Source organism: Leclercia sp. UBA2479 (assembly GCF_002341985.1).
GTDB classification, from domain to species: Bacteria; Pseudomonadota; Gammaproteobacteria; order Enterobacterales; family Enterobacteriaceae; genus Enterobacter; species Enterobacter pneumoniae.
In genome coordinates this window covers 90,133-111,230 of sequence record NZ_DDPB01000011.1, presented here as the reverse complement: position 1 = coordinate 111,230, position 21,098 = coordinate 90,133, and the positions used below count along the sequence as shown (strand labels likewise).

15 protein-coding genes and 1 riboswitch are annotated in these 21,098 nt (G+C 55.0%); of the genes, 6 read left to right on the top strand and 9 right to left on the bottom strand.

From position 1 onward, the window contains the following. Positions 1-225: 225 nt before the first annotated feature. The gene (gene murI / locus B3B59_RS17375; RefSeq protein WP_040078055.1) at positions 226-1,077 is read right to left on the bottom strand and encodes a glutamate racemase; all 852 of its coding nucleotides are present in this window, start codon (positions 1,075-1,077) and stop codon (positions 226-228) included. Further along, positions 1,022-2,875, bottom strand: a complete 1,854-nt coding sequence (gene btuB, locus B3B59_RS17370) for a TonB-dependent vitamin B12 receptor BtuB (protein ID WP_286809622.1) — start codon at positions 2,873-2,875, stop codon at positions 1,022-1,024. Before btuB ends, murI begins: the two co-directional genes overlap by 56 nt. Before the next feature lie 67 nt (positions 2,876-2,942). Beyond that, positions 2,943-3,117, bottom strand: a riboswitch (cobalamin riboswitch). A gap of 104 nt (positions 3,118-3,221) precedes the next feature. Here btuB and trmA point away from each other — a divergent pair. Further along, positions 3,222-4,322, top strand: coding sequence for a tRNA (uridine(54)-C5)-methyltransferase TrmA (gene trmA / locus B3B59_RS17365; protein WP_286809621.1), 1,101 nt, complete (start codon positions 3,222-3,224; stop codon positions 4,320-4,322). A gap of 5 nt (positions 4,323-4,327) precedes the next feature. On the opposite strand, the gene B3B59_RS17360 is transcribed toward trmA, so the two are convergent. Further along, a complete protein-coding gene (locus B3B59_RS17360) occupies positions 4,328-4,687 on the bottom strand; it encodes a YijD family membrane protein (RefSeq protein WP_046886226.1) in 360 nt (119 codons plus the stop codon). Beyond that, positions 4,687-5,331 (bottom strand): HTH-type transcriptional repressor FabR, encoded by a 645-nt coding sequence (fabR, locus tag B3B59_RS17355; RefSeq protein ID WP_212478601.1) that lies wholly within the window; start codon positions 5,329-5,331, stop codon positions 4,687-4,689. Before fabR ends, B3B59_RS17360 begins: the two co-directional genes overlap by 1 nt. Positions 5,332-5,527: 196 nt before the next feature. On the opposite strand from fabR, the gene sthA reads away from it, so the two are divergent. Continuing rightward, a complete protein-coding gene (sthA, locus tag B3B59_RS17350; protein WP_040078049.1) occupies positions 5,528-6,928 on the top strand; it encodes a Si-specific NAD(P)(+) transhydrogenase in 1,401 nt (466 codons plus the stop codon). Here the strand turns inward: sthA and oxyR are convergent. From oxyR to argC, 4 genes are all read right to left on the bottom strand, one after another. After that, positions 6,911-7,828, bottom strand: coding sequence for a DNA-binding transcriptional regulator OxyR (oxyR, locus tag B3B59_RS17345; protein ID WP_286809620.1), 918 nt, complete (start codon positions 7,826-7,828; stop codon positions 6,911-6,913). The genes sthA and oxyR overlap by 18 nt on opposite strands. 325 nt (positions 7,829-8,153) lie before the next feature. Further along, on the bottom strand, positions 8,154-9,527 hold the full coding sequence (argH, locus tag B3B59_RS17340; protein WP_286809619.1) for an argininosuccinate lyase: 1,374 nt from the start codon (positions 9,525-9,527) through the stop codon (positions 8,154-8,156). A gap of 74 nt (positions 9,528-9,601) precedes the next feature. After that, positions 9,602-10,378 (bottom strand): acetylglutamate kinase, encoded by a 777-nt coding sequence (gene argB / locus B3B59_RS17335; RefSeq protein ID WP_006808651.1) that lies wholly within the window; start codon positions 10,376-10,378, stop codon positions 9,602-9,604. Positions 10,379-10,384: 6 nt separating this feature from the next. Continuing rightward, positions 10,385-11,389 carry an N-acetyl-gamma-glutamyl-phosphate reductase gene (gene argC / locus B3B59_RS17330; protein ID WP_040078044.1) on the bottom strand — a complete coding sequence of 335 codons (1,005 nt, stop codon included), beginning with the start codon at positions 11,387-11,389 and terminating at the stop codon, positions 10,385-10,387. Positions 11,390-11,477: 88 nt separating this feature from the next. Between argC and argE the strand changes: the two genes are divergently transcribed. From argE to gldA, 4 genes are all read left to right on the top strand, one after another. Continuing rightward, positions 11,478-12,629, top strand: coding sequence for an acetylornithine deacetylase (argE, locus tag B3B59_RS17325; RefSeq protein WP_286809618.1), 1,152 nt, complete (start codon positions 11,478-11,480; stop codon positions 12,627-12,629). Between the two features lie 303 nt (positions 12,630-12,932). Further along, positions 12,933-15,584 carry a phosphoenolpyruvate carboxylase gene (gene ppc / locus B3B59_RS17320; RefSeq protein ID WP_046886222.1) on the top strand — a complete coding sequence of 884 codons (2,652 nt, stop codon included), beginning with the start codon at positions 12,933-12,935 and terminating at the stop codon, positions 15,582-15,584. A gap of 205 nt (positions 15,585-15,789) precedes the next feature. Continuing rightward, positions 15,790-17,523 (top strand): phosphoethanolamine transferase CptA, encoded by a 1,734-nt coding sequence (locus B3B59_RS17315; protein ID WP_286772204.1) that lies wholly within the window; start codon positions 15,790-15,792, stop codon positions 17,521-17,523. 158 nt (positions 17,524-17,681) lie between these two features. Continuing rightward, the gene (gene gldA, locus B3B59_RS17310; RefSeq protein ID WP_040078039.1) at positions 17,682-18,785 is read left to right on the top strand and encodes a bifunctional L-1,2-propanediol dehydrogenase/glycerol dehydrogenase; all 1,104 of its coding nucleotides are present in this window, start codon (positions 17,682-17,684) and stop codon (positions 18,783-18,785) included. 53 nt (positions 18,786-18,838) lie between these two features. Here the strand turns inward: gldA and katG are convergent, their stop codons facing one another. Continuing rightward, the gene (gene katG / locus B3B59_RS17305; RefSeq protein WP_286809616.1) at positions 18,839-21,019 is read right to left on the bottom strand and encodes a catalase/peroxidase HPI; all 2,181 of its coding nucleotides are present in this window, start codon (positions 21,017-21,019) and stop codon (positions 18,839-18,841) included. Positions 21,020-21,098: the final 79 nt, after the last annotated feature.

Here is a 21,098-nt window from a genome sequence, read left to right as displayed (position 1 = left end):
TCAGCTCACCGTTGCGAGGTCCCGTATAATACGTTTTCCTCATTCAGAGTCAAGCAATTATTTTTCGCTTTTCTCTGTTGGCGTTCATCTCTGAACCCCGCTAACCCGGCGGCCTGTAAGCCGTTGTTCCGTGTCAGTGGAGGCGCATTATAGGGAGTTCTCAGACGTTGACAACCCCTCTTTTAAAAAAAACGTTCAACCGTCTCTTTTTTGCGCAAAATGGTGCTATAGCGCCAGTTTTTCGAGCGTTTCGAAGCCATAACGTTGTAAAACGGGTAAAAGTTGCTCAGTTTCTGCAGTCAATGCCATGCAGTAAGCGATATTCGCATCAGAAGATTTTGCATTTGGCGCTTCATTTTCAAGTAACCATGCTGTTCTTCGTGCAATGGCCGCTCCGGAGTCCACCAGGCGAGTCCCTTCCGGTAACGCGGCAAGCAGTTCATCTTTTAATAGCGGGAAATGAGTACAACCCAATACAACGGTATCTGGTGGTTCAGCCATACGCAGCCACGGGCGCAATATGCGCTGTAACTCTTCCAGCGGCACCGGTTGACCGTGCAGCTTCGCTTCTGCGATTTCGACCAGCTCGGCAGAACCCAGCATGGCTATCTGGCACTCATTGGCAAAGCGCTCAATCAGCTCACGCGTATAAGGACGCTTTACCGTCCCGCGCGTTGCAAGCAAGCCAACCACACCATTGGCCGTCAAACGAGCCGCTGGTTTAATCGCAGGGACCACGCCGACCACAGGGAAGGGAAACTTCTCGCGCAGGGCAGGAAGAGAGACAGTACTCGCCGTATTACAGGCAATAATTGCCAATGCCAGGGGGTAGCGTTGTTGTACGGCCGTGACGATTTCCACTACGCGCTCGACAATAAAGTCTTCGCTCTTCTCTCCGTACGGGAATGCCACGTTATCGAAAGCGTAGATGTAATGAAGGTCCGGCAGGAGATGCCGAACCTCATCATAGACCGACAGCCCACCGACGCCGGAGTCAAACACCAGCACGGTAGGGCGTGGATCAGAAGGTGTAGCTGCCAGACAAGGTGTACTCCCGTCCTGCAGTTTGATAGCCATAAACTGTCTCGTAATCTTTATCGAACAGGTTGGCTATTTTACCACGAACTGTCAGATGAGAGGTGACAGGATATGAAGCTGACAGATCTAAAAGGCTATAAGATGGCATGCGGCGCTGCACGCTCGAGAACTGATTCGAGTTGTTGTTATAGCTTTTACCGAAATATTGATAAGACAGATCCATATCAAACCCGAACATGGCCCAGTCCAGCTGATACTTATATTGCTGGCGAGAGCGATGTGCCAGAACCTCGTTATCAGAGTCTCGACGCGGATCCAGATATTCAGCGCTCAGACGGTGCGTCACCGGGCCTGTTTCAAAGTCACCGCTCAGCTCTACGCCTTTAATCGTAGCGGACTGGGTATTGAAATAGGTCCCCGTGAAGCCAAAATCAGGGGAGTAGTAATCGATCAGATCCTTAATCTTGTTCTGGTAAGCGGCCAGGCGCCAGTTAACAGGCCCGGTTAACCCCTGAACGCCCACTTCGAACTGACCCGATTTTTCCGCTTTCAGATCTGGATTCGAGGTGATGAATAGACGGCTCTGGCCATACATCTGCCCCAGCGTCGGTGCCTGGAACCCCGTTCCGTAAGAGACAGTAAGCTGGTAGTCAGGTACAAATTCCCAGCCTGCGGCCGTCTGCCAGGTGCCATTCCAGCCAAACTGTTCGTTATCGTCCCCACGAACGGAGCCTTCCAGCGTCACCGTGTCCAGCTTCTGCTGAGCAGTCAGGTAATAGCCGGTATTGTCACGCTTATAATCATCGGAATTACTCAGATCCTCTGACGTCAACTTCTGCTGTTGCCAGTCAATGCCCGCGCTTACCGTGCCGTAGCCTACCGCCAGGCTGTTACCCCACTGGACGTTTTTCTGCGTCATATTGTCGAGCGATGTGCCGGCGTTATACATCCCTGACACGCTGGAGTAGTTGTAATCTTTGTATTTCTGATAACTCCCCGTCAGTTGGGTCGAGTAATTATCATGGCTCCATGCCAGACCGGTTTCATAGGTGTGGTTATAAACCTGGCGTTTATCACTCCCCCCCGCATAGCCCGCGTCATAGGCTGTGTTATTACTATAGCCATAACCACGAATGAACCCGGAAATCTCCTGAGTAAAATTATGATTCAGGCCCGCCCAGAAGGTTTTGTTACGGAAACCATCGTCATCGCGGTCACCGGAGTAGGTAGAGGTGGGCTGGACATTAAATCCCTGGGTCTCGGTGAAGGAGCCCGCGATCGTCGCCAGCGTCGCTTCGCCCAGCTGTTGGCGCACAGTAGCATCGTACTGCTGATAATGATGAGACCCCATACTCGCCTGAACTTTGCCGCCAGGCTGTGAATTCTGGGTGATAATATTGACGACGCCACCAATCGCATCGGCACCATAGACTGCCGAACGTGGCCCGCGAATCAATTCAATGCGCTGAACAAGAGAGAGAGGGAGTTGGCTAAAATCAGAAATCCCCGTGATACCGGATTTTGCCAGCGGAATACCGTCAATTAAAACCAGCGTATGGCGAGCTTCCGCCCCGCGAATATAGACGTAGCTTGATTGCCCCATCCCGCCGTTCTGTGCAATTTGCACGCCGGGTAAACGACGCATCACATCAATAAGATCTTTAGACTGCCAGCGGTCGATATCCTCACGGGTTACGATATCCGTTGAGGCTAAGACAGAGTTAACAGGTTGCTCGAAACGGTTTGCCGTCACCACCATCGTGCTGGCGTTATCTTGCGCCCAGCCCGAAAATGCCGTGACGGACAGCGCCGTACACAGCGATATTTTTTTAATCATTGTAAAAAGCATCCACAATATAAGAAGGATGCCGCAGGCCTCATCTATAGCACGCGATGATGAAACCAAATGCGACGTGATCCCGGCAGGTCTTCGGGCTGGGTGACGTTATATGGATGAAGACTTCCCATTTTCACAGTGTCTACAACATTCATCCCGCCAGTCCTTACCGCTGCGCGTCAGCTCCAGATTTCCACTGGATTCCCTTTTCACTCATTGAGACCGGAAATAGAATGCTACAATTAGACACGTATAGATGTCCAGATAGCTATTAGCCATTAAATCTGGACATCCCCTGCACAATCCCTACAATCCCCGCGTAATTCATTCTCACTCAGGACGCATCATGACCCCCGAACACCTCCCGACAGATCAGTACGACGCGCAACTGGCCGAGAAGGTCGTCCGCCTGCAAAGTATGATGACCCCTTTTGCAGCGCCCGTTCCCGAGGTGTTTCGTTCGCCGGTCAGCCACTATCGTATGCGCGCCGAATTTCGTATCTGGCACGATGGCGACGATCTGTATCACATCATTTTCGACCAGCAGACCAAATCCCGAATTCGCGTGGACACGTTTCCCGCAGCGAGTGAATTAATTAATCAATTAATGACGCTGATGATTGAAGGGGTACGTAATAACCCGGTGCTGCGTCATAAACTGTTCCAGATCGACTACCTGACCACGCAAAGTAATCAGGCTATTGTTTCGCTGCTGTATCACAAAGCACTAAACGATGAGTGGCGTGAGCAGGCCGAAGCTCTGCGCGACCCGCTGCGGGCGCAAAACATTAACGTCCACATTATTGGTCGTGCTACCAAAACCAAAATTATGCTCGACCAGGATTACGTCGACGAACGTCTGCCGGTGGCAGGTAAAGAGATGATCTACCGCCAGGTTGAGAACAGCTTTACTCAGCCGAATGCGGCTATGAACGTACAGATGCTGGAATGGGCATTGAATGCGACGCAAGGGTCAACGGGCGATCTGCTTGAGCTTTACTGCGGTAACGGTAACTTCTCGCTGGCGCTGGCACGTAACTTTGAACGAGTGCTGGCAACCGAGATTGCTAAGCCGTCCGTGGCGGCGGCGCAGTACAACATTGCAGCGAACCACATTGATAATGTGCAGATTATCCGCATGGCCGCAGAAGAATTTACGCAGGCGATGAATGGCGTGCGTGAATTTAACCGCTTGCAGGGCATTGATCTTAAGAGCTACCAGTGCGAGACGATTTTTGTCGATCCCCCACGTAGTGGGCTGGACAGTGAAACGGAGAAGATGGTGCAGGCGTATCCGCGTATCCTCTATATCTCCTGCAACCCGGAAACCCTCTGTAAGAATCTGGAAACGTTAAGCCAGACGCACAAGGTTGAACGTCTGGCTCTGTTTGATCAATTCCCCTACACCCACCATATGGAGTGTGGTGTGTTACTGACGGCTAAATAAAACGCTTACTCCGGCAAGTGATGCTTGCGGCTACGCATTTTGATGCCAATCCAGAACACCAGCGCGACAGAGAGTACGGCCGGCAGGAAGTTAGAGCCGATGTCCGGATACTCTGCGCGCACCACGGTGCTATAGAGCAAGACGCCCAGGACAAAAAACGCCGCTGATAGCGCCGGAAGCCCGACCGGCATGGTGCGATTTTGATAACGCTGATGCAGGCAGTACACCGTGAGTACCAGCGCAATCATAGGGAAGATCGAGAATGGCACAATGGAGCTAAAAATAGCGGCAAAAGAACCATTGATAGACAAGCCAGCGATCAATGCCAGCAACAGCGTACCTTTATCCTGACCAGAATGTTTCATTACTCACCTTCGTCGATTTGATGTGCCAACTTTTCTTGTTCACGGCGATACCAGTAATACGCGCCTTTGGAGATCATCCGCAGCTGTAATACCAGTCGCTCTTCGAGTTGCTTACGTTGTTCAATACCCACATCCAGTGCTTCAGCACCTGCACTGAAAACAATCGTGACCATCGCCTCGGCCTGCGCTTCCGTGAAGGCACGCGGCATATGATTTTCGAGTTCAAGATAGTCGGCAAGTTCCGCGATGAAATGCTGAATTTCACGCGCCACGGCGGCACGAAACGCGGCCGAAGTACCGGAACGTTCACGCAACAGCAGACGAAATGCGTTGGGATTGTTGCCAATAAATTCCATAAAGGTAGAGACCGAGGTGCGAATGACACTACCGCCCTTGGCAATACGCTGGCGCGCCTGGCGCATCAGCTGACGCAGCATCAGGCCGCTCTCATCCACCATGGTCAGTCCCAGCTCATCCACATCTCGGAAATGACGATAGAAGGACGTTGGCGCAATTCCGGCCTCGCGCGCCACTTCGCGCAGGCTCAAACTGGCAAAACTCCGCTCAGCACTCAGTTGACTGAATGCCGCTTCCACCAGCGAACGCCGGGTTTTCTCTTTTTGTTGTGCTCTTACGCCCATCACGATAATTGAATCCTTCCAAAGCCCTGCTGGCACTATACCAGAGTTTAAAATTAATCGATTTGCCTGGCTTTGTTAATGATTGTTTACGCGCGGTTTGTGCTCCACTGCGCGAAAAAAGCACAACGATAATTGGGTTACTCTGGCAATGATGTTATGATTCTGTTGCTTTTATGTATAAGAACAGGTAAGCCTTGCCATGCCACATTCCTACGATTACGACGCAATAGTTATTGGTTCCGGCCCCGGCGGCGAAGGCGCTGCTATGGGACTGGTTAAACAGGGAGCCAGAGTAGCGGTGATAGAGCGCTACCATAATGTTGGCGGCGGTTGCACCCACTGGGGCACCATCCCTTCGAAAGCCCTCCGCCACGCCGTTAGCCGCATCATTGAATTCAACCAGAACCCTCTTTACAGCGACCATTCCCGACTTCTTCGCTCCTCTTTTGCCGATATCCTGAATCATGCCGATAACGTGATTAACCAGCAAACACGGATGCGTCAGGGTTTTTATGAGCGTAACCATTGCGAGATCTTGCAAGGAAATGCCCATTTTGTGGATGAACACACGCTGGCGCTGGAGTGCCACGACGGCTCTGTCGAGACCCTCACGGCAGAAAAATTTATTATCGCCTGTGGCTCCCGCCCGTACCGTCCGGCAGATGTCGATTTCTCGCACCCACGTGTCTACGACAGCGACTCCATTCTTAGCCTGCATCATGAACCTCGCCACGTCATCATCTATGGCGCAGGGGTAATTGGCTGTGAATACGCGTCAATCTTCCGTGGCATGGATGTGAAAGTTGATCTCATCAACACCCGTGACCGTCTGCTGGCGTTCCTCGATCAAGAGATGTCCGACTCCCTCTCCTATCACTTCTGGAACAGTGGAGTAGTGATTCGTCACAACGAAGAGTACGAGAAAATCGAAGGCTGCGACGACGGGGTGATCATGCACCTGAAGTCCGGCAAAAAGCTGAAAGCGGATTGCCTGCTCTATGCTAACGGCCGTACCGGTAATACCGACTCTCTGGCGCTGGAAAACATCGGCCTTGAGACCGACAGCCGTGGCCAGTTGAAGGTCAACAGCATGTACCAGACCGCGCTACCGCATATCTACGCGGTTGGTGATGTCATCGGCTATCCGAGTCTGGCATCTGCGGCCTACGATCAGGGACGCATTGCCGCACAGGCACTGGTAAAAGGTGAAGCGACGGCGCATCTGATTGAGGATATTCCGACCGGCATCTATACCATTCCAGAAATCAGCTCTGTGGGTAAAACCGAACAGCAGCTGACCTCCATGAAGGTGCCTTACGAGGTCGGTCGTGCCCAGTTTAAACATCTGGCGCGGGCGCAGATCGTGGGGATGAGCGTGGGTACGCTGAAGATTTTGTTCCATCGCGAGACGAAAGAGATCCTTGGCATTCACTGCTTTGGTGAACGCGCCGCGGAAATCATTCATATCGGCCAGGCCATCATGGAGCAAAAAGGGGGTGGTAACACTATTGAATACTTTGTTAACACCACCTTTAACTACCCGACCATGGCAGAAGCCTATCGGGTCGCTGCACTGAACGGTTTAAACCGCCTGTTTTAACGCATTATCGAAATGGCCATCCATCGCCCCTCGGATGGCCTCTGCCAGCTGCTCATAGCGGCTGCGCAGCGGTGACCCCGGACGATAAACCAGACCAATAGTGCGGCGCGGTTCAGGCTTAACGCACGGCAGATAGACCACGCCGTCACGTTTGCGCTCGCGTGGTACGGCCAGCGCCGGCAGCAGTGTAATACCGCTTCCCGCCGCCACCATGTTGCGCAGCGTCTCCAGGCTGGTTGCGCGGAAGTGAGTATCTTCATCCGCCCCCGCTTCGAAACAGAAGCCCATCGCCTGATCGCGCAGGCAGTGACCGTCTTCCAGCATCAGCAGCTTTTCCCCGGCCAGATCGGCCATCGGCACGCGATCGCGGTTCGCCCACGGGTGATCTTCATAGATCGCCAGCATCATTGGCTCATCAAACAGCGGCACCTCGATAAAGGCTTCGCTCTCTTTCACCAGCGCCAGGATGGCACAGTCGAGCTTGCCACTATCCAGTTGCGCCAGCAGCTGATGGGTTTGCGCTTCGTGGAGATACATTTCGAGTTTCGGGAAGGTCTGATGCAGCAGCGGAATAATCTGCGGCAACAGGTACGGGCCAACGGTAGGGATCAGGCCAATATGCAGCGGGCCGGACATGGTTTCCCCCTGCTGGCTTGCCATTTCCTTGAGCACTTTGACCTCGCGCAGCACGGTACGCGCCTGATCCACCAGCAGAAGACCTGCCTGAGTGAACAGCACTTTACGACTGGTGCGCTCCAACAGCATCACGCCAAGCTCATCTTCCAGTTTGCGGATCTGGCCGCTCAGCGTAGGCTGGCTAACGTGGCAGGAGTCTGCCGCGCGGCGAAAATGACGATGCTCAGCTAACGCCACCAGGTATTCAAGATCACGAATATTCATTATTCATCCTCCGTCGCCACGATAGTTCATGGCGATAGATAGCATAGCAACGAACGATTATCCCTATCAAGCATTCTGTTGAATAATACACCACATAGACGAGGCGGTACGTGTTTGACCCTTGACGTCCCCGCCCGTCAAACGAGTTTCTCTCAAACTCGAACAACTAAAGCCAACGTGAACTTTTGCGGACCCCGTGGTCCGCATTTTTTTTGCATAAAAAAGCCCGGGGATAAAAGCAAAATGGCAACCGAAGTTGCCATTTTTAGTGTTTGCTCCCTCTCCCGTGGGAGAGGGCCGGGGTGAGGGCACCAGCCCGCACCCATCAGACCAGGCGGTTCTTCGCATCCGCAATGGCCTGGGCCACCTGCTTCGGCGATACGCCGCCTTTGGCCGCACGCTTATCCAGGCACGACTGCAGCGCCAGAATCGGATAAACATCCTCTCCAATCACCGCACTGAATTTCTGCAGGTCAGTCAGGGGCAGATCCTCCAGCGGTTTTCCCTGACGGATCGCTTCGACCACCGCTTCGCCCACAATGTGGTGCGCTTCACGGAAGGGTACGCCTTTCGCTACCAGGTAATCTGCCAGCTCGGTCGAGTTGGCATAACCCTGCTGAGCCGCCTCCTGGCAGCGCGGACGTTTCACCTGAATGCCATCCAGAACCAGCGCGCCCATATGGAGACAATCCAGCCAGGTGTCGAGCGCGTCGAACAGCCCCTCTTTGTCTTCCTGCATATCTTTGTTGTACGCCAGCGGCAGCCCTTTCAGGGTCATCATCATGCCGGTCAGCGCGCCCTGCACGCGGCCACACTTGCCGCGGATCAGCTCCAGCGCATCCGGGTTTTTCTTCTGCGGCATCAGAGAAGAGCCGGAGGTCACGCGGTCTGACAGCTCAACAAACCCGGCTTCACCGGAGTTGAAGAAGATGAGGTCTTCGGCAAAGCGCGACAGGTGAACCATCCCGATAGAAGCATTGGAGAGCAGCTCCAGCACGTGGTCGCGGTCAGAGACGCTGTCCAGGCTATTACGGGTGGCGGAGGCAAAGCCCAGCCAGCCTGCCAGCTGTTCACGGTCAATTTCATAAGCGGTGCCAGCCAGCGCACCGCTACCCAGCGGGCTAACATCCAGACGTTTCAGCGTATCCTGCAGACGGCTTTCATCACGTGCCAGCATCTCTACGTAGGCCAGACACCAGTGAGCAAAAGTCACCGGCTGCGCGCGCTGCAGGTGGGTATAACCCGGCATCACCGCGTCCTGGTTGTTCTGCGCGGTCTCCACCAGCGCGCTCTGCAGCTGACGGGTCGCGGCCAGCAGCTCAGCGACGGTCTCTTTACACCACAGCTTCAGATCGGTCGCCACCTGGTCGTTACGGCTACGGCCGGTGTGCAGTTTTTTGCCCAACTGGCCGACTTTGTCGATCAGCTTGCCTTCCACCCAGCTGTGTATATCTTCGGCATCACTCTGGAGGATTTGCTGTGGATCCAGACGCACCTCTTCCAGCAGATTATTCAGCGCCTCTTCCAGCTGCAGCTGTTCGTCTGTGGTCAGTACGCCCACGGTGACCAGCGCTTTGGACCAGGCCACAGAGCCGACGATATCCTGTTCGGCCAGGCGGTAGTCAAAGCGCAAAGAGTCGTTGAACTGTTTGAAACGTTGATCCGCTGCCTGTGTAAAACGCCCACCCCAAAGTGCCATAACATGCTTCCTTTATTCGTTAGTTCTGCCGGGTGTCGCGTCGCGTTCCCGGCCTGCGGTAAATCAATAAATGGTTATGCCAGAATACGCGTGCCAATCGGCGTGCCATTGAACAGCGCCGGCAGTTGCTCAGCGTGGCGCCAGGAGGCGATATCTACCGGGCGGCCCAGCGTGCGGGCAGCATCCAGCGCCGCGTTCACTTTCACAATCATGCCGTCGGTGATAATGCCCTGGTCAATCAGCTGCTCGGCTTTTGCTGCGGTCATCTCCGCGATGCGCTGGCCTTTGCCGTCCAGAATGCCGCTCACGTCAGAGAGCAGGATCAGGTCTGCGCCCAATGTTGCCGCCAGCGCGGTAGCTGCCTGGTCTGCGTTGACGTTCATCAGCTCGCCTTCTTCGGTTACGCCGATAGAGCTCACCACCGGCAGAAACCCGCCTTCCAGCAGAGTGTTGATCAGCTTAGGCGAACCAGGCTGCGCCAGTCCAACGTGGCCGAGCTCTTCATCGAGCTGGGTCACTTTTACGCTGTCGCCATCGCCCAGATAGAGGCCAACGGAAGCAATGTGATGCTTCTTCGCCCACGCCAGCAGCGTTTTATTGGCCGTCCCCGCCAGCGCACCGGTAATGATGTCAATCTGGTCGGCAGGGGTAACGCGCAGGCCGTTTTTCTTTTTCACCGGCAGGTTGAGCCCTTTCATCAACTCATCCACTACGCAGCCGCCACCGTGCACGATCACCAGTGGGCGCTGATGCGACTCACGGTAGTTCACCAGCGCGGTAAAAAGACGCTCCAGCGCTTCTTCACTATCCAGCAGTACGCCACCGAGTTTGATAATTAATGGATTCATCATCACACCTTAAATAAGAGACTGCGTTTCAGGGAAGCCGAAACGAATATTGGCACACTGCATGGCTTGCGCGGCAGCGCCTTTAAGTAAGTTATCCTCTGCCGCCACCACAATGAGATGCTCGCCCTGGACGGCAAAGCCGATATCGCAGAACGGCAGGCCGACGACGTTTTTCAGCGCCGGCACGCCTTTGTCATACAGACGCACCAGCGGTTTATCTGCATAGGCATGCGTAAAGGCCTCTTTCACCTGTTCTTGCGTCACGCCCGGCTGCAGGCGGCAGGTAATGGTTTCGAGGATCCCACGCGGGAAGCTGCCCAGATGCGGAGTAAAAATCACCTCTGCGCCCAGATGGGTGGTAATTTCCGGATGATGGCGATGATTGAACACGCCGTACGGTTGCAGGCTCACTTCACAGAAGCTGTTAGAGATGGCGGCTTTGCGCCCGGCTCCGCTCACGCCACTGGTGGCATTGATCACCGGCCACTGTGTCAGATCCAGCAGATGCGCGTCGATCAGCGGTTTCAACGAAAGCTGTGCTGCAGTCGGATAACAGCCCGGCACGGCAATCAGATTAGCTTCTTTTACTTTCTCTGCGCTCCACTCCGCCAGGCCATACACTGCTTTTTCAAGCAGATCCGGGTGCTGATGCGTGAAACCATAATATTTCTCATAGAACCCGGCGTCATTAACGCGGAACGCGCCAGAAAGGTCGAACACCACGCAGCCGGCCGCCAAAAATTGCGGTGCCAGGTCGTGGCTGACCTCATGTGCGGTGGCTAAAAACACCACGTCCACGCCGTCGGTAAATTCACTGATGTCGGACATCGGCTGCAGCGGCAGATCCACGATGCCCTTAAGCTGCGGATGCAAATCAGAAATTAATTTTCCGGCATCATTGCTTTGCGCTGACACGGTCAAAGCGGTTATGGTCATATGAGGATGGCGATTCACGTAGCTAACCAGCTCTGCGCCCGCATAGCCGCTAGCACCTACAATCAGCGTATTCAACATCGGGTTCCTTTATGCTCAACGTTAGTGTATTTTTATTCACATTTATTGCATGAATATTGATACTATCACGACCTAAGGTATGTCAACAATGAAAATGAATTTGCCACCATTTATCGAGATTTACCGCGCCCTGATTGCCACACCGTCAATCAGTGCAACGGAAGAAGCGCTGGATCAAAGTAATGAGACTTTAATCAATCTGCTTGCAGGCTGGTTCAGCGATCTCGGCTTTAAGGTGGAAGTTCAGCCCGTTCCCGGTACGCGCAACAAATTCAATCTGCTGGCCAGTACCGGCCAGGGCGCTGGTGGTTTATTACTGGCCGGGCATACCGATACCGTACCCTTTGACGATGGCCGCTGGACACGCGATCCCTTCACCCTGACCGAACATGAGAACAAACTCTACGGGCTGGGCACCGCCGACATGAAAGGCTTCTTCGCCTTTATTCTCGACGCACTGCGTGACGTGGACGTGACGACGCTTAAAAAGCCGCTCTACATTCTGGCGACCGCCGATGAAGAGACCAGCATGGCGGGGGCACGCTACTTCTCCGAAAACACCGCAATCCGCCCTGATTGCGCCATCATCGGCGAGCCCACCTCCCTGCAGCCGATTCGCGCCCATAAAGGCCATATCTCCACCGCGGTACGCGTGATGGGTCAGTCTGGCCATTCGAGCGATCCGGCGCGTGGAGTAAACGCCATTGAACTGATGCACGATGCCATTGGCCGCATCATGACGCTGCGTGATGTCCTGAAGGAGCGTTATCACTATGACGCCTTCACCGTCCCTTACCCAACGCTGAATCTTGGCAGCCTGCACGGCGGCGATGCGTCTAACCGCATCTGCGCCTGCTGTGAGCTGCATATGGACATTCGTCCGCTACCCGGCATGACGCTGAGCGATCTCGACGGCCTGCTGAATGAAGCACTGGCCCCGGTAAGCGAGCGCTGGCCGGGCCGTCTGACGGTCTCTGAGCTGCATCCGCCGATCCCTGGCTACGAATGCCCGCCTGACCACCAGTTGGTTGAGGTGGTTGAAAAACTGCTGGGTGAGAAAACCGACGTGGTGAACTACTGCACCGAAGCGCCGTTTATTCAGACCCTGTGCCCGACGCTGGTGCTTGGCCCGGGTTCCATCAACCAGGCCCACCAGCCGGATGAGTATCTGGAAACCCGCTTTATCAAACCTACCCGCGAATTGATAACCCAGGTTGTGCATCACTTCTGCTGGCATTAAAACTGCCTCTTCACCCTGCTCTCTTCCGAAAGAGACGAGGGTATTTAAATACCCTCTCCCCGTGGGAGAGGGTTAAGTGAAGGGAAATTTCCCGCGATCTCCATCACATTCTCATAAGCATCTCTTATCTGACACAAAGCGAATTAAATTTCGTAAATTGCCCGCATTTTTTCGTTTGCTGAACCGTTTTCGCAGCAATTGACGACGGGGGTTTTACGTGGCTTTATAAAGGGAGATGACAAAATAATGTCCGTCAGATTGCTGAAAGGGCATAAACAAAAATGATGGGGTGACTGGGTTTTTATGAACGAACAATATTCCGCGTTGCGTAGTAATGTCAGTATGCTCGGCAAGGTGCTGGGAGATACCATCAAGGATGCCCTGGGCGAGAACATTCTCGACCGTGTTGAAACTATCCGTAAGTTGTCGAAATCTTCCCGCGCAGGAAACGAGGCCAATCGTCAGGAGCTGCTCACAACGCTGCAGAATCTTTCTAACGATGAACTCTTGCCCGTCGCCCGCGCGTTTAGCCAGTTCCTGAACCTGGCGAACACCGCAGAGCAGTACCACAGCATTTCGCCGCATGGCGAAGCGGCCAGCAACCCGGAAGTGATTGCCCGCACGCTCAGAAAACTCAAAGACCAGCCCGATCTCAACGAAGCGACCATCAAAAAAGCGGTTGAATCACTGTCGCTGGAACTGGTGCTCACCGCCCACCCGACCGAGATCACCCGTCGTACGCTGATTCACAAAATGGTGGAAGTGAATAACTGCCTGAAGCAGCTCGATAACAAAGATATTGTCGATTACGAGCGCAACCAGCTGATGCGCCGTCTGCGCCAGCTGATTGCCCAGTCCTGGCATACCGATGAAATTCGTAAGCACCGCCCAAGCCCGGTAGACGAAGCCAAATGGGGCTTTGCGGTAGTGGAAAACAGCCTGTGGGAAGGGGTACCGAACTACCTGCGCGAGCTGAACGAACAGCTGGAAGAGAACCTCGGCTACCGCCTGCCGGTCGATTTCGTACCGGTGCGCTTTACCTCCTGGATGGGCGGCGACCGCGACGGTAACCCGAACGTTACGGCGGATATCACCCGCCACGTGCTGCTGCTGAGCCGCTGGAAAGCGACCGACCTGTTCCTGAAAGATATCCAGGTACTTATCTCCGAACTGTCGATGGTAGAAGCCACTCCGGAACTGCGCGAGCTGGCCGGTGAAGAAGGTGCCAGCGAGCCCTATCGTTACCTGATGAAAAAACTGCGTGGCCAACTCATGGCAACGCAGACCTGGCTGGAAGCGCGCCTGAAAGGCCAGCGCCTGCCGAAACCAGAAGGGCTGTTGAGCCAGAATGAACAGCTCTGGGAGCCGCTATACGCCTGTTATAAATCCCTGCAGGCCTGTGGAATGGGCATCATCGCCAACGGCGAGCTGCTCGACACCCTGCGCCGCGTGAAGTGTTTCGGCGTGCCGCTGGTACGTATCGACGTGCGTCAGGAGAGCACCCGTCATACCGAAGCGCTGGGCGAACTGACCCGCTATCTCGGTATCGGCGACTATGAAAGCTGGTCAGAAGCCGACAAACAGGCATTCCTGATCCGTGAACTGAACTCCAAGCGCCCTCTCCTGCCGCGCAACTGGGAGCCAAGTAACGACACCCGTGAAGTGCTCAATACCTGTAAAGCGATCGTGGATGCACCGAAAGGATCGGTGGCCGCCTACGTGATCTCAATGGCGAAAACCCCGTCCGACGTGCTGGGTGTTCACCTCCTGCTCAAAGAAGCCGGTATCGACTATGCCCTGCCGGTGGCGCCGCTGTTTGAAACCCTCGACGACCTGAACAACGCCAACGACGTGATGACCCAGTTACTGAATATCGACTGGTATCGCGGCTTTATTCAGGGCAAGCAGATGGTGATGATTGGCTATTCCGACTCCGCAAAAGATGCGGGCGTGATGGCGGCATCCTGGGCGCAGTACCAGGCGCAAGATGCGCTGATCAAAACCTGTGAAAAAGCGGGCATTGAACTGACGTTGTTCCACGGTCGCGGTGGTTCTATCGGACGTGGCGGCGCGCCTGCGCATGCGGCGCTGCTCTCTCAACCGCCAGGCAGCCTGAAAGGGGGCCTGCGCGTCACCGAGCAGGGCGAAATGATCCGCTTCAAATATGGTCTACCAGAGGTGACCATTAGCAGCCTGTCGCTCTACACCAGCGCCATTCTGGAAGCCAACCTGCTGCCACCGCCGGAGCCGAAAGAGGCCTGGTGCCGCATCATGGACGAGCTGTCAGATATCTCCTGCGAGATGTACCGCGGCTACGTGCGAGAAAATAAAGATTTCGTGCCTTACTTCCGTTCCGCCACGCCTGAGCAGGAGCTGGGCAAGCTGCCGCTGGGTTCACGTCCGGCCAAACGTCGCCCGACCGGTGGCGTCGAGTCGCTGCGTGCCATTCCGTGGATCTTCGCCTGGACGCAGAACCGCCTGATGCTTCCGGCCTGGCTGGGCGCGGGCGCGGCGCTGCAAAAAGTGGTGGAAGATGGCAAACAGAGCGAACTGGAGAGCATGTGCCGCGACTGGCCGTTCTTCTCTACCCGCCTGGGTATGCTGGAGATGGTCTTCTCGAAAGCCGACCTGTGGCTGGCAGAATACTACGACCAGCGTCTGGTGAAACCCGAGCTGTGGACGCTGGGTAAAGAGCTGCGTGAACTCCTGGAAGGCGATATCAAGGTGGTACTGGATATCGCCAACGACTCTCATCTCATGGCAGACCTGCCGTGGATTGCCGAGTCCATCCAGCTACGCAATATCTACACCGACCCGCTGAATGTGCTGCAGGCAGAGCTGTTATACCGCTCCCGTAAAGCCGAGGAAGAAGGTGCGGAACCGGATCCCCGTGTCGAGCAGGCCCTGATGGTCACCATTGCCGGCGTGGCGGCAGGCATGCGTAATACAGGCTAATCAATAACTTAGGTACCCTCGTGCTATTGTGCGAGGGTTACCTGAAATTTTTCTGTCATAAATAATTCGAATTCAATATATTTTGCCTCTCTTTTATCCCCTTAATGGGTTTCATCCGGCTTCAGGCGGTCTAAATCGCTCTGCTTCAGGTTCCCTTAAGGTTTAGTCGCTACGTTGGCGATACGTTTAAAGACAGGCAACCATCATGCAACTCTCCTCCTCCCAGACTAAACCTGCGTTTAGCTGGAAAGCCCTGGCCTGGGCGCTGCTCTATTTTTGGTTCTTTTCTACCTTACTTCAGGTAACCATTTGCATTAGCGGCTACAGCGGCACCAACGGTCTGCGCGATTCGCTGCTATTCAGCTCGTTATGGCTTATCCCGGTCATACTCTTCCCGGCCCGTATTCGTGCCATTGCGGCAGTCATTGGCGTCGTGCTGTGGGCAACCTCGTTGGCCGCACTGAGTTATTACGTCATTTATGGGCAGGAGTTCTCGCAAAGCGTACTGTTCGTGATGTTTGAATCGAATGCGAACGAAGCCAGTGAATATCTGAGCCAGTACTTCAGTCTGAAAATTATTCTCGTGGCGCTGGCCTATACCGCGACGGCAATTTTCCTGTGGACACGCCTGCGCCCGGTGTATGTTCCTTCGCCATGGCGCTGGGTGGTTCCTTTTGCCTTGCTGTATGGTCTGATTCTGCACCCGATTGTGATGAATAGCGTCATCAACAATAAGCCATTTGAAAAAACGCTCAACGGCCTGGCATCCCGTATGGAGCCGGCAGCGCCGTGGCAGTTTATCTCGGGGTATTATCAGTATCGTCAGCAGTTAACGTCACTGAATAGTCTGCTCAATGAAAATGATGCCCTGCCGCCGCTGGCTAATTTTAAAGACAGCTCGGGCGATGCGCCGCGCACTTTGGTACTGGTGATTGGGGAATCCACCCAGCGTGGCCGCATGAGCTTGTATGGCTATCCGCGTGACACCACGCCGGAGCTGGATGCGCTGCACAAAAGCGATCCTGGTCTGACGGTCTTTAATAATGTGGTGACGTCTCGTCCCTACACCATTGAGATCCTGCAACAGGCGCTGACCTTTGCCAACGAGAAGCACCCGGACCTTTACCTGACCCAACCGTCGCTGATGAACATGATGAAACAGGCCGGGTATAAAACCTTCTGGATCACCAACCAGCAGACGATGACCGCCCGTAATACCATGTTGACGGTCTTCTCTAAACAGACCGACAAACAGTTCTATATGAACCAGCAACGTACCCAGAGTGCGCGTGAATACGACACCAACGTGCTGGCGCCGTTTAAAGAGGTGATGGCAGACCCGGCACCGAAGAAATTCATCATCGTGCATCTGCTTGGAACCCATATTAAGTACAAGTTCCGCTACCCGGAAGACAAAGGCTACTTTGACGGCAAAACCGATCATCTGCCGGCGGGTCTAAGCCCGGAGGAGCAAGAGTCTTATAACGATTATGATAATGCCAACCGTTATAACGACATGGTCGTCGCCAGCCTGATCAAAGATTACAAAGCGACGGATCCGAACGGCTTCCTCCTTTACTTCTCCGATCATGGTGAGGAGGTGTATGACACGCCGCCGCACAAGACTCAGGGTCGTAACGAAGATAATCCAACGCGTCATATGTATACGGTGCCGTTCCTGCTCTGGACGTCAGAGAAGTGGCAAGCCGCACATCCACGCGATTTCTCGCAGGATGTTAACCGTAAATACAGCAGCTCTGAGCTGATTCATACCTGGTCAGATTTGGCGGGTCTAACCTATGACGGATACGATTCTACGCGTTCCATCACCAGCCCGGCATTCAAAGAGACCACCCGCTGGATTGGCAATCCGTATAAGAAAAATGGACTGATTGACTACGATAGCCTGCCGCATGGCGATCAGGTCGGAAACCAGTAACCTGTACAAAAGGCCATCCAGTCAGGGTGGCCTTTTTTTATTCCCAATCTTTTCCCCTTTAGATGTAGCGCAACAAATGCTCGCCTCCCCGGCGGTAGAGTCAGTTTTAACTCACTGCAAAACGCGTTTGTCACCTCACTCTCTAAAGGAGACATGTTATGGACCGTATTATTCAATCGCCAGGCAAATACATCCAGGGCGCGGATGTGCTCTCCCGCCTCGGTGACTACCTGAAACCGCTGGCTCCCCGCTGGCTGGTGGTCGGCGATAAGTTCGTGCTGGGGTTTGCCGAAGAGACTATCCGTCAGAGCTTTAACGAGGCTGAACTGCAGGTTGAAATTGTGCCGTTTGGCGGCGAATGTTCGCAAAATGAAATTGATCGCCTGCGCAAGCTGGCACAAGGGGCAGAGTGCCAGGCCGTGCTGGGCATCGGCGGCGGCAAAACCCTGGATACTGCAAAAGCACTGGCCCACTTTATGGATGTGCCCGTCGCCGTCGCCCCTACCATCGCCTCAACCGATGCGCCATGCAGCGCGCTCTCCGTTATTTATACCGATGAAGGCGAGTTTGACCGCTACCTGATGTTGCCCCATAACCCCAATATCGTCATTGTGGATACCCGCGTGGTGGCCGGTGCCCCGGCACGTCTTCTGGCAGCCGGTATTGGCGATGCGCTGGCCACCTGGTTTGAGGCGCGAGCCTGTTCACGCAGCGGCGCCACCACCATGGCGGGCGGCAAATGTACGCGTGCAGCGCTGGCGCTGGCCGAACTGTGCTACAACACGCTAATTGAAGAGGGCGAAAAAGCGATGCTGGCCGCTGAACAACACGTGGTTACGCCGGCGCTGGAGCATGTGATTGAAGCCAACACCTACCTGAGCGGCGTGGGCTTTGAAAGCGGCGGTCTGGCTGCCGCTCACGCCATCCACAACGGCTTAACGGCCCTGCCGGATGCGCATCACTACTATCACGGCGAAAAGGTGGCGTTTGGGACATTGACTCAGCTGGTGCTGGAGAACGCCCCGGTAGAAGAGATCGAAACCGTCGCGGCGCTATGCCACAGCGTCGGCCTGCCAATTACCCTGGCACAGCTGGATATCAAAACCGATATCCCCGTGAAAATGCGCCTGGTGGCTGAAGCAGCCTGCGCTGAGGGCGAAACGATTCATAACATGCCTGGCGGAGCGACGTCGGATCAGGTTTATGCCGCGCTGCTGGTGGCAGACCAGTATGGCCAACGCTTCCTGCATGAATGGGAATAAACGGCTGATATAAAAAATCCCCGCCGAAGCGGGGATTTTTTTATGACGTCGGTTTACTGCAGATCGAAACGGTCAAGGTTCATGACGCGTCCCCAGGCCGCCACGAAGTCGTTCACAAACTTCTCGTGACCATCGCTGCTGGCGTAAACTTCTGCCAGCGCGCGCAGTACGGCGTTTGAGCCGAACACCAGGTCCGCGCGTGAAGCGGTATATTTCACCTCGCCGCTGGCGCGGTCGCTGCCGGCAAACAGCTCGTTAGAGTCGTCGGTCGCTTTCCACTGTGTCCCCATATCCAGCAGGTTGACGAAGAAATCATTGCTGAGCACGCCCGGACGATCGGTAAAGACACCGTTTTTGCTGCCGTCGAAGTTAGCGCCCAGCACGCGCAGGCCGCCTACCAGTGCGGTCATTTCCGGCGCCGTTAGGGTCAGCTGCTGCGCTTTATCAATCAGCAGGGACTCGGTGGTGGAAACATCAACCTGCGCACGATAGTTACGGAAGCCGTCGGCAATCGGTTCGAGCAGGTTAAACATCTCGATATCCGTCTGATCCTGACGAGCATCCACGCGGCCCGGCGTAAACGGCACAGTAACGTTAACGCCCGCCGCTTTCGCAGCCTGCTCAACGCCCACCACACCCGCCAACACGATGATATCGGCCAGCGACGCTTTATTCGCATTGCGCTGGATGGCTTCCAGCGCCGGTAAGGCACGCACCGCTGCGGCGTTCACATCCCAGTCGCGCTGCGGAGCCAGCGCCAGGCGTGCACCGTTCGCACCGCCGCGTTTATCACCACCGCGGAAGGTGGACGCCGAGGCCCAGGCCACGGAGACCAGTTCGCTCACCGGGAGACCCGCAGCGGCAATCTCTGCCTTCAGGGCATTGATATCTTCCTGCGTCGGGTTATAGACCGGCTTCGGCAGGGGATCCTGCCAGATAAGCTCTTCTTTCGGCACTTCCGGTCCGAGGTAACGTGAAATCGGCCCCATGTCGCGGTGCGTCAGTTTGAACCACGCCCGGGCAAACGCTTCGTTAAAGGCCTGCGGATCGTTCAGGAAGCGACGGGAAATTTTCTCGAATTCCGGATCAAAGCGCAGGGTCAGATCGGTTACCAGCATGGTTGGTTTGCGCTTTTTCGACGGGTCGAACGGGTCCGGCATCACATCCGGTGCGTCGACAGCTTCAAACTGGATCGCCCCTGCCGGGCTGCGGGTCTGCACCCACTCATATTTGAATAAGTTCTCGAAGAAGTAGTTGCTCCACTGGGTCGGCGTTTGTGACCAGATGACCTCCAGCCCGGAGGTAATAGCGTCTGCGCCAATACCGGTGCCGTGCGTGCTGGTCCACCCCAGGCCCTGCGCTTCGATTGGGGACGCCTCAGGATCGGTGCCCACGTGCGTGGCTTCCCCGGCGCCGTGGGTTTTACCCAGCGTGTGCCCCCCGCCAATCAGCGCGACGGTCTCTTCATCGTTCATCCCCATGTTGCCAAAGGTCGCGCGAATAGCCGCCGCCGCTGACAGCGGGTCACCGCTGGCATTTGGCCCTTCCGGGTTAACGTAAATCAGCCCCATTTCTGTCGCCGCTAACGGGCGCTTCGCCAGTGCTTCCGGGTCACGGTGCTTGAGCCAGGCCGTTTCATCACCCCAGTTCACATCCAGATCCGGCTCCCAGACGTCTTCACGCCCGGCGCCAAAACCAAAGGTACGGAAGCCGGAATTCTCCAGCGCCACGTTCCCGGCGAGGATAAAGAGATCGGCCCAGGAGATTTTCTGGCCATATTTTTGTTTGATTGGCCACAGCAGGCGGCGCGCTTTATCCAGGCTGACGTTATCCGGCCAGGAGTTCAGCGGCGCAAAGCGCTGCTGGCCACGTCCGGCGCCGCCACGTCCGTCAACAGAACGATAGGTACCCGCACCGTGCCAGGCCATGCGAATAAAGAGTCCTGCGTAGCTACCCCAGTCGGCAGGCCACCAGGGTTGAGAGTCGGTTAGCAGTGCTTTGAGATCGCCTTTCAGGGCAGAGTAATCAAGTTTGCTAAATTCTTTGCGGTAGTCGAAATCTTCACCCAAAGGGTTCGAACGACTGGAGTGCTGATTAAGAAGATCGATGCGGAGTTGTTTAGGCCACCATTCTTTATTGCCCGTGCCCGCACCCGCGCTATGGTCAACGCCGCCCTGATGGAACGGGCATTTACCCATAGATGACGCTTTATTAGTATCGTCTGACGTGCTCATCGCTGTGCTCCCTTTAGAGTGTTACCGTTACGATATACACCACCAGCGATAAGAGATAGTTGAATTGATCCACAGATTC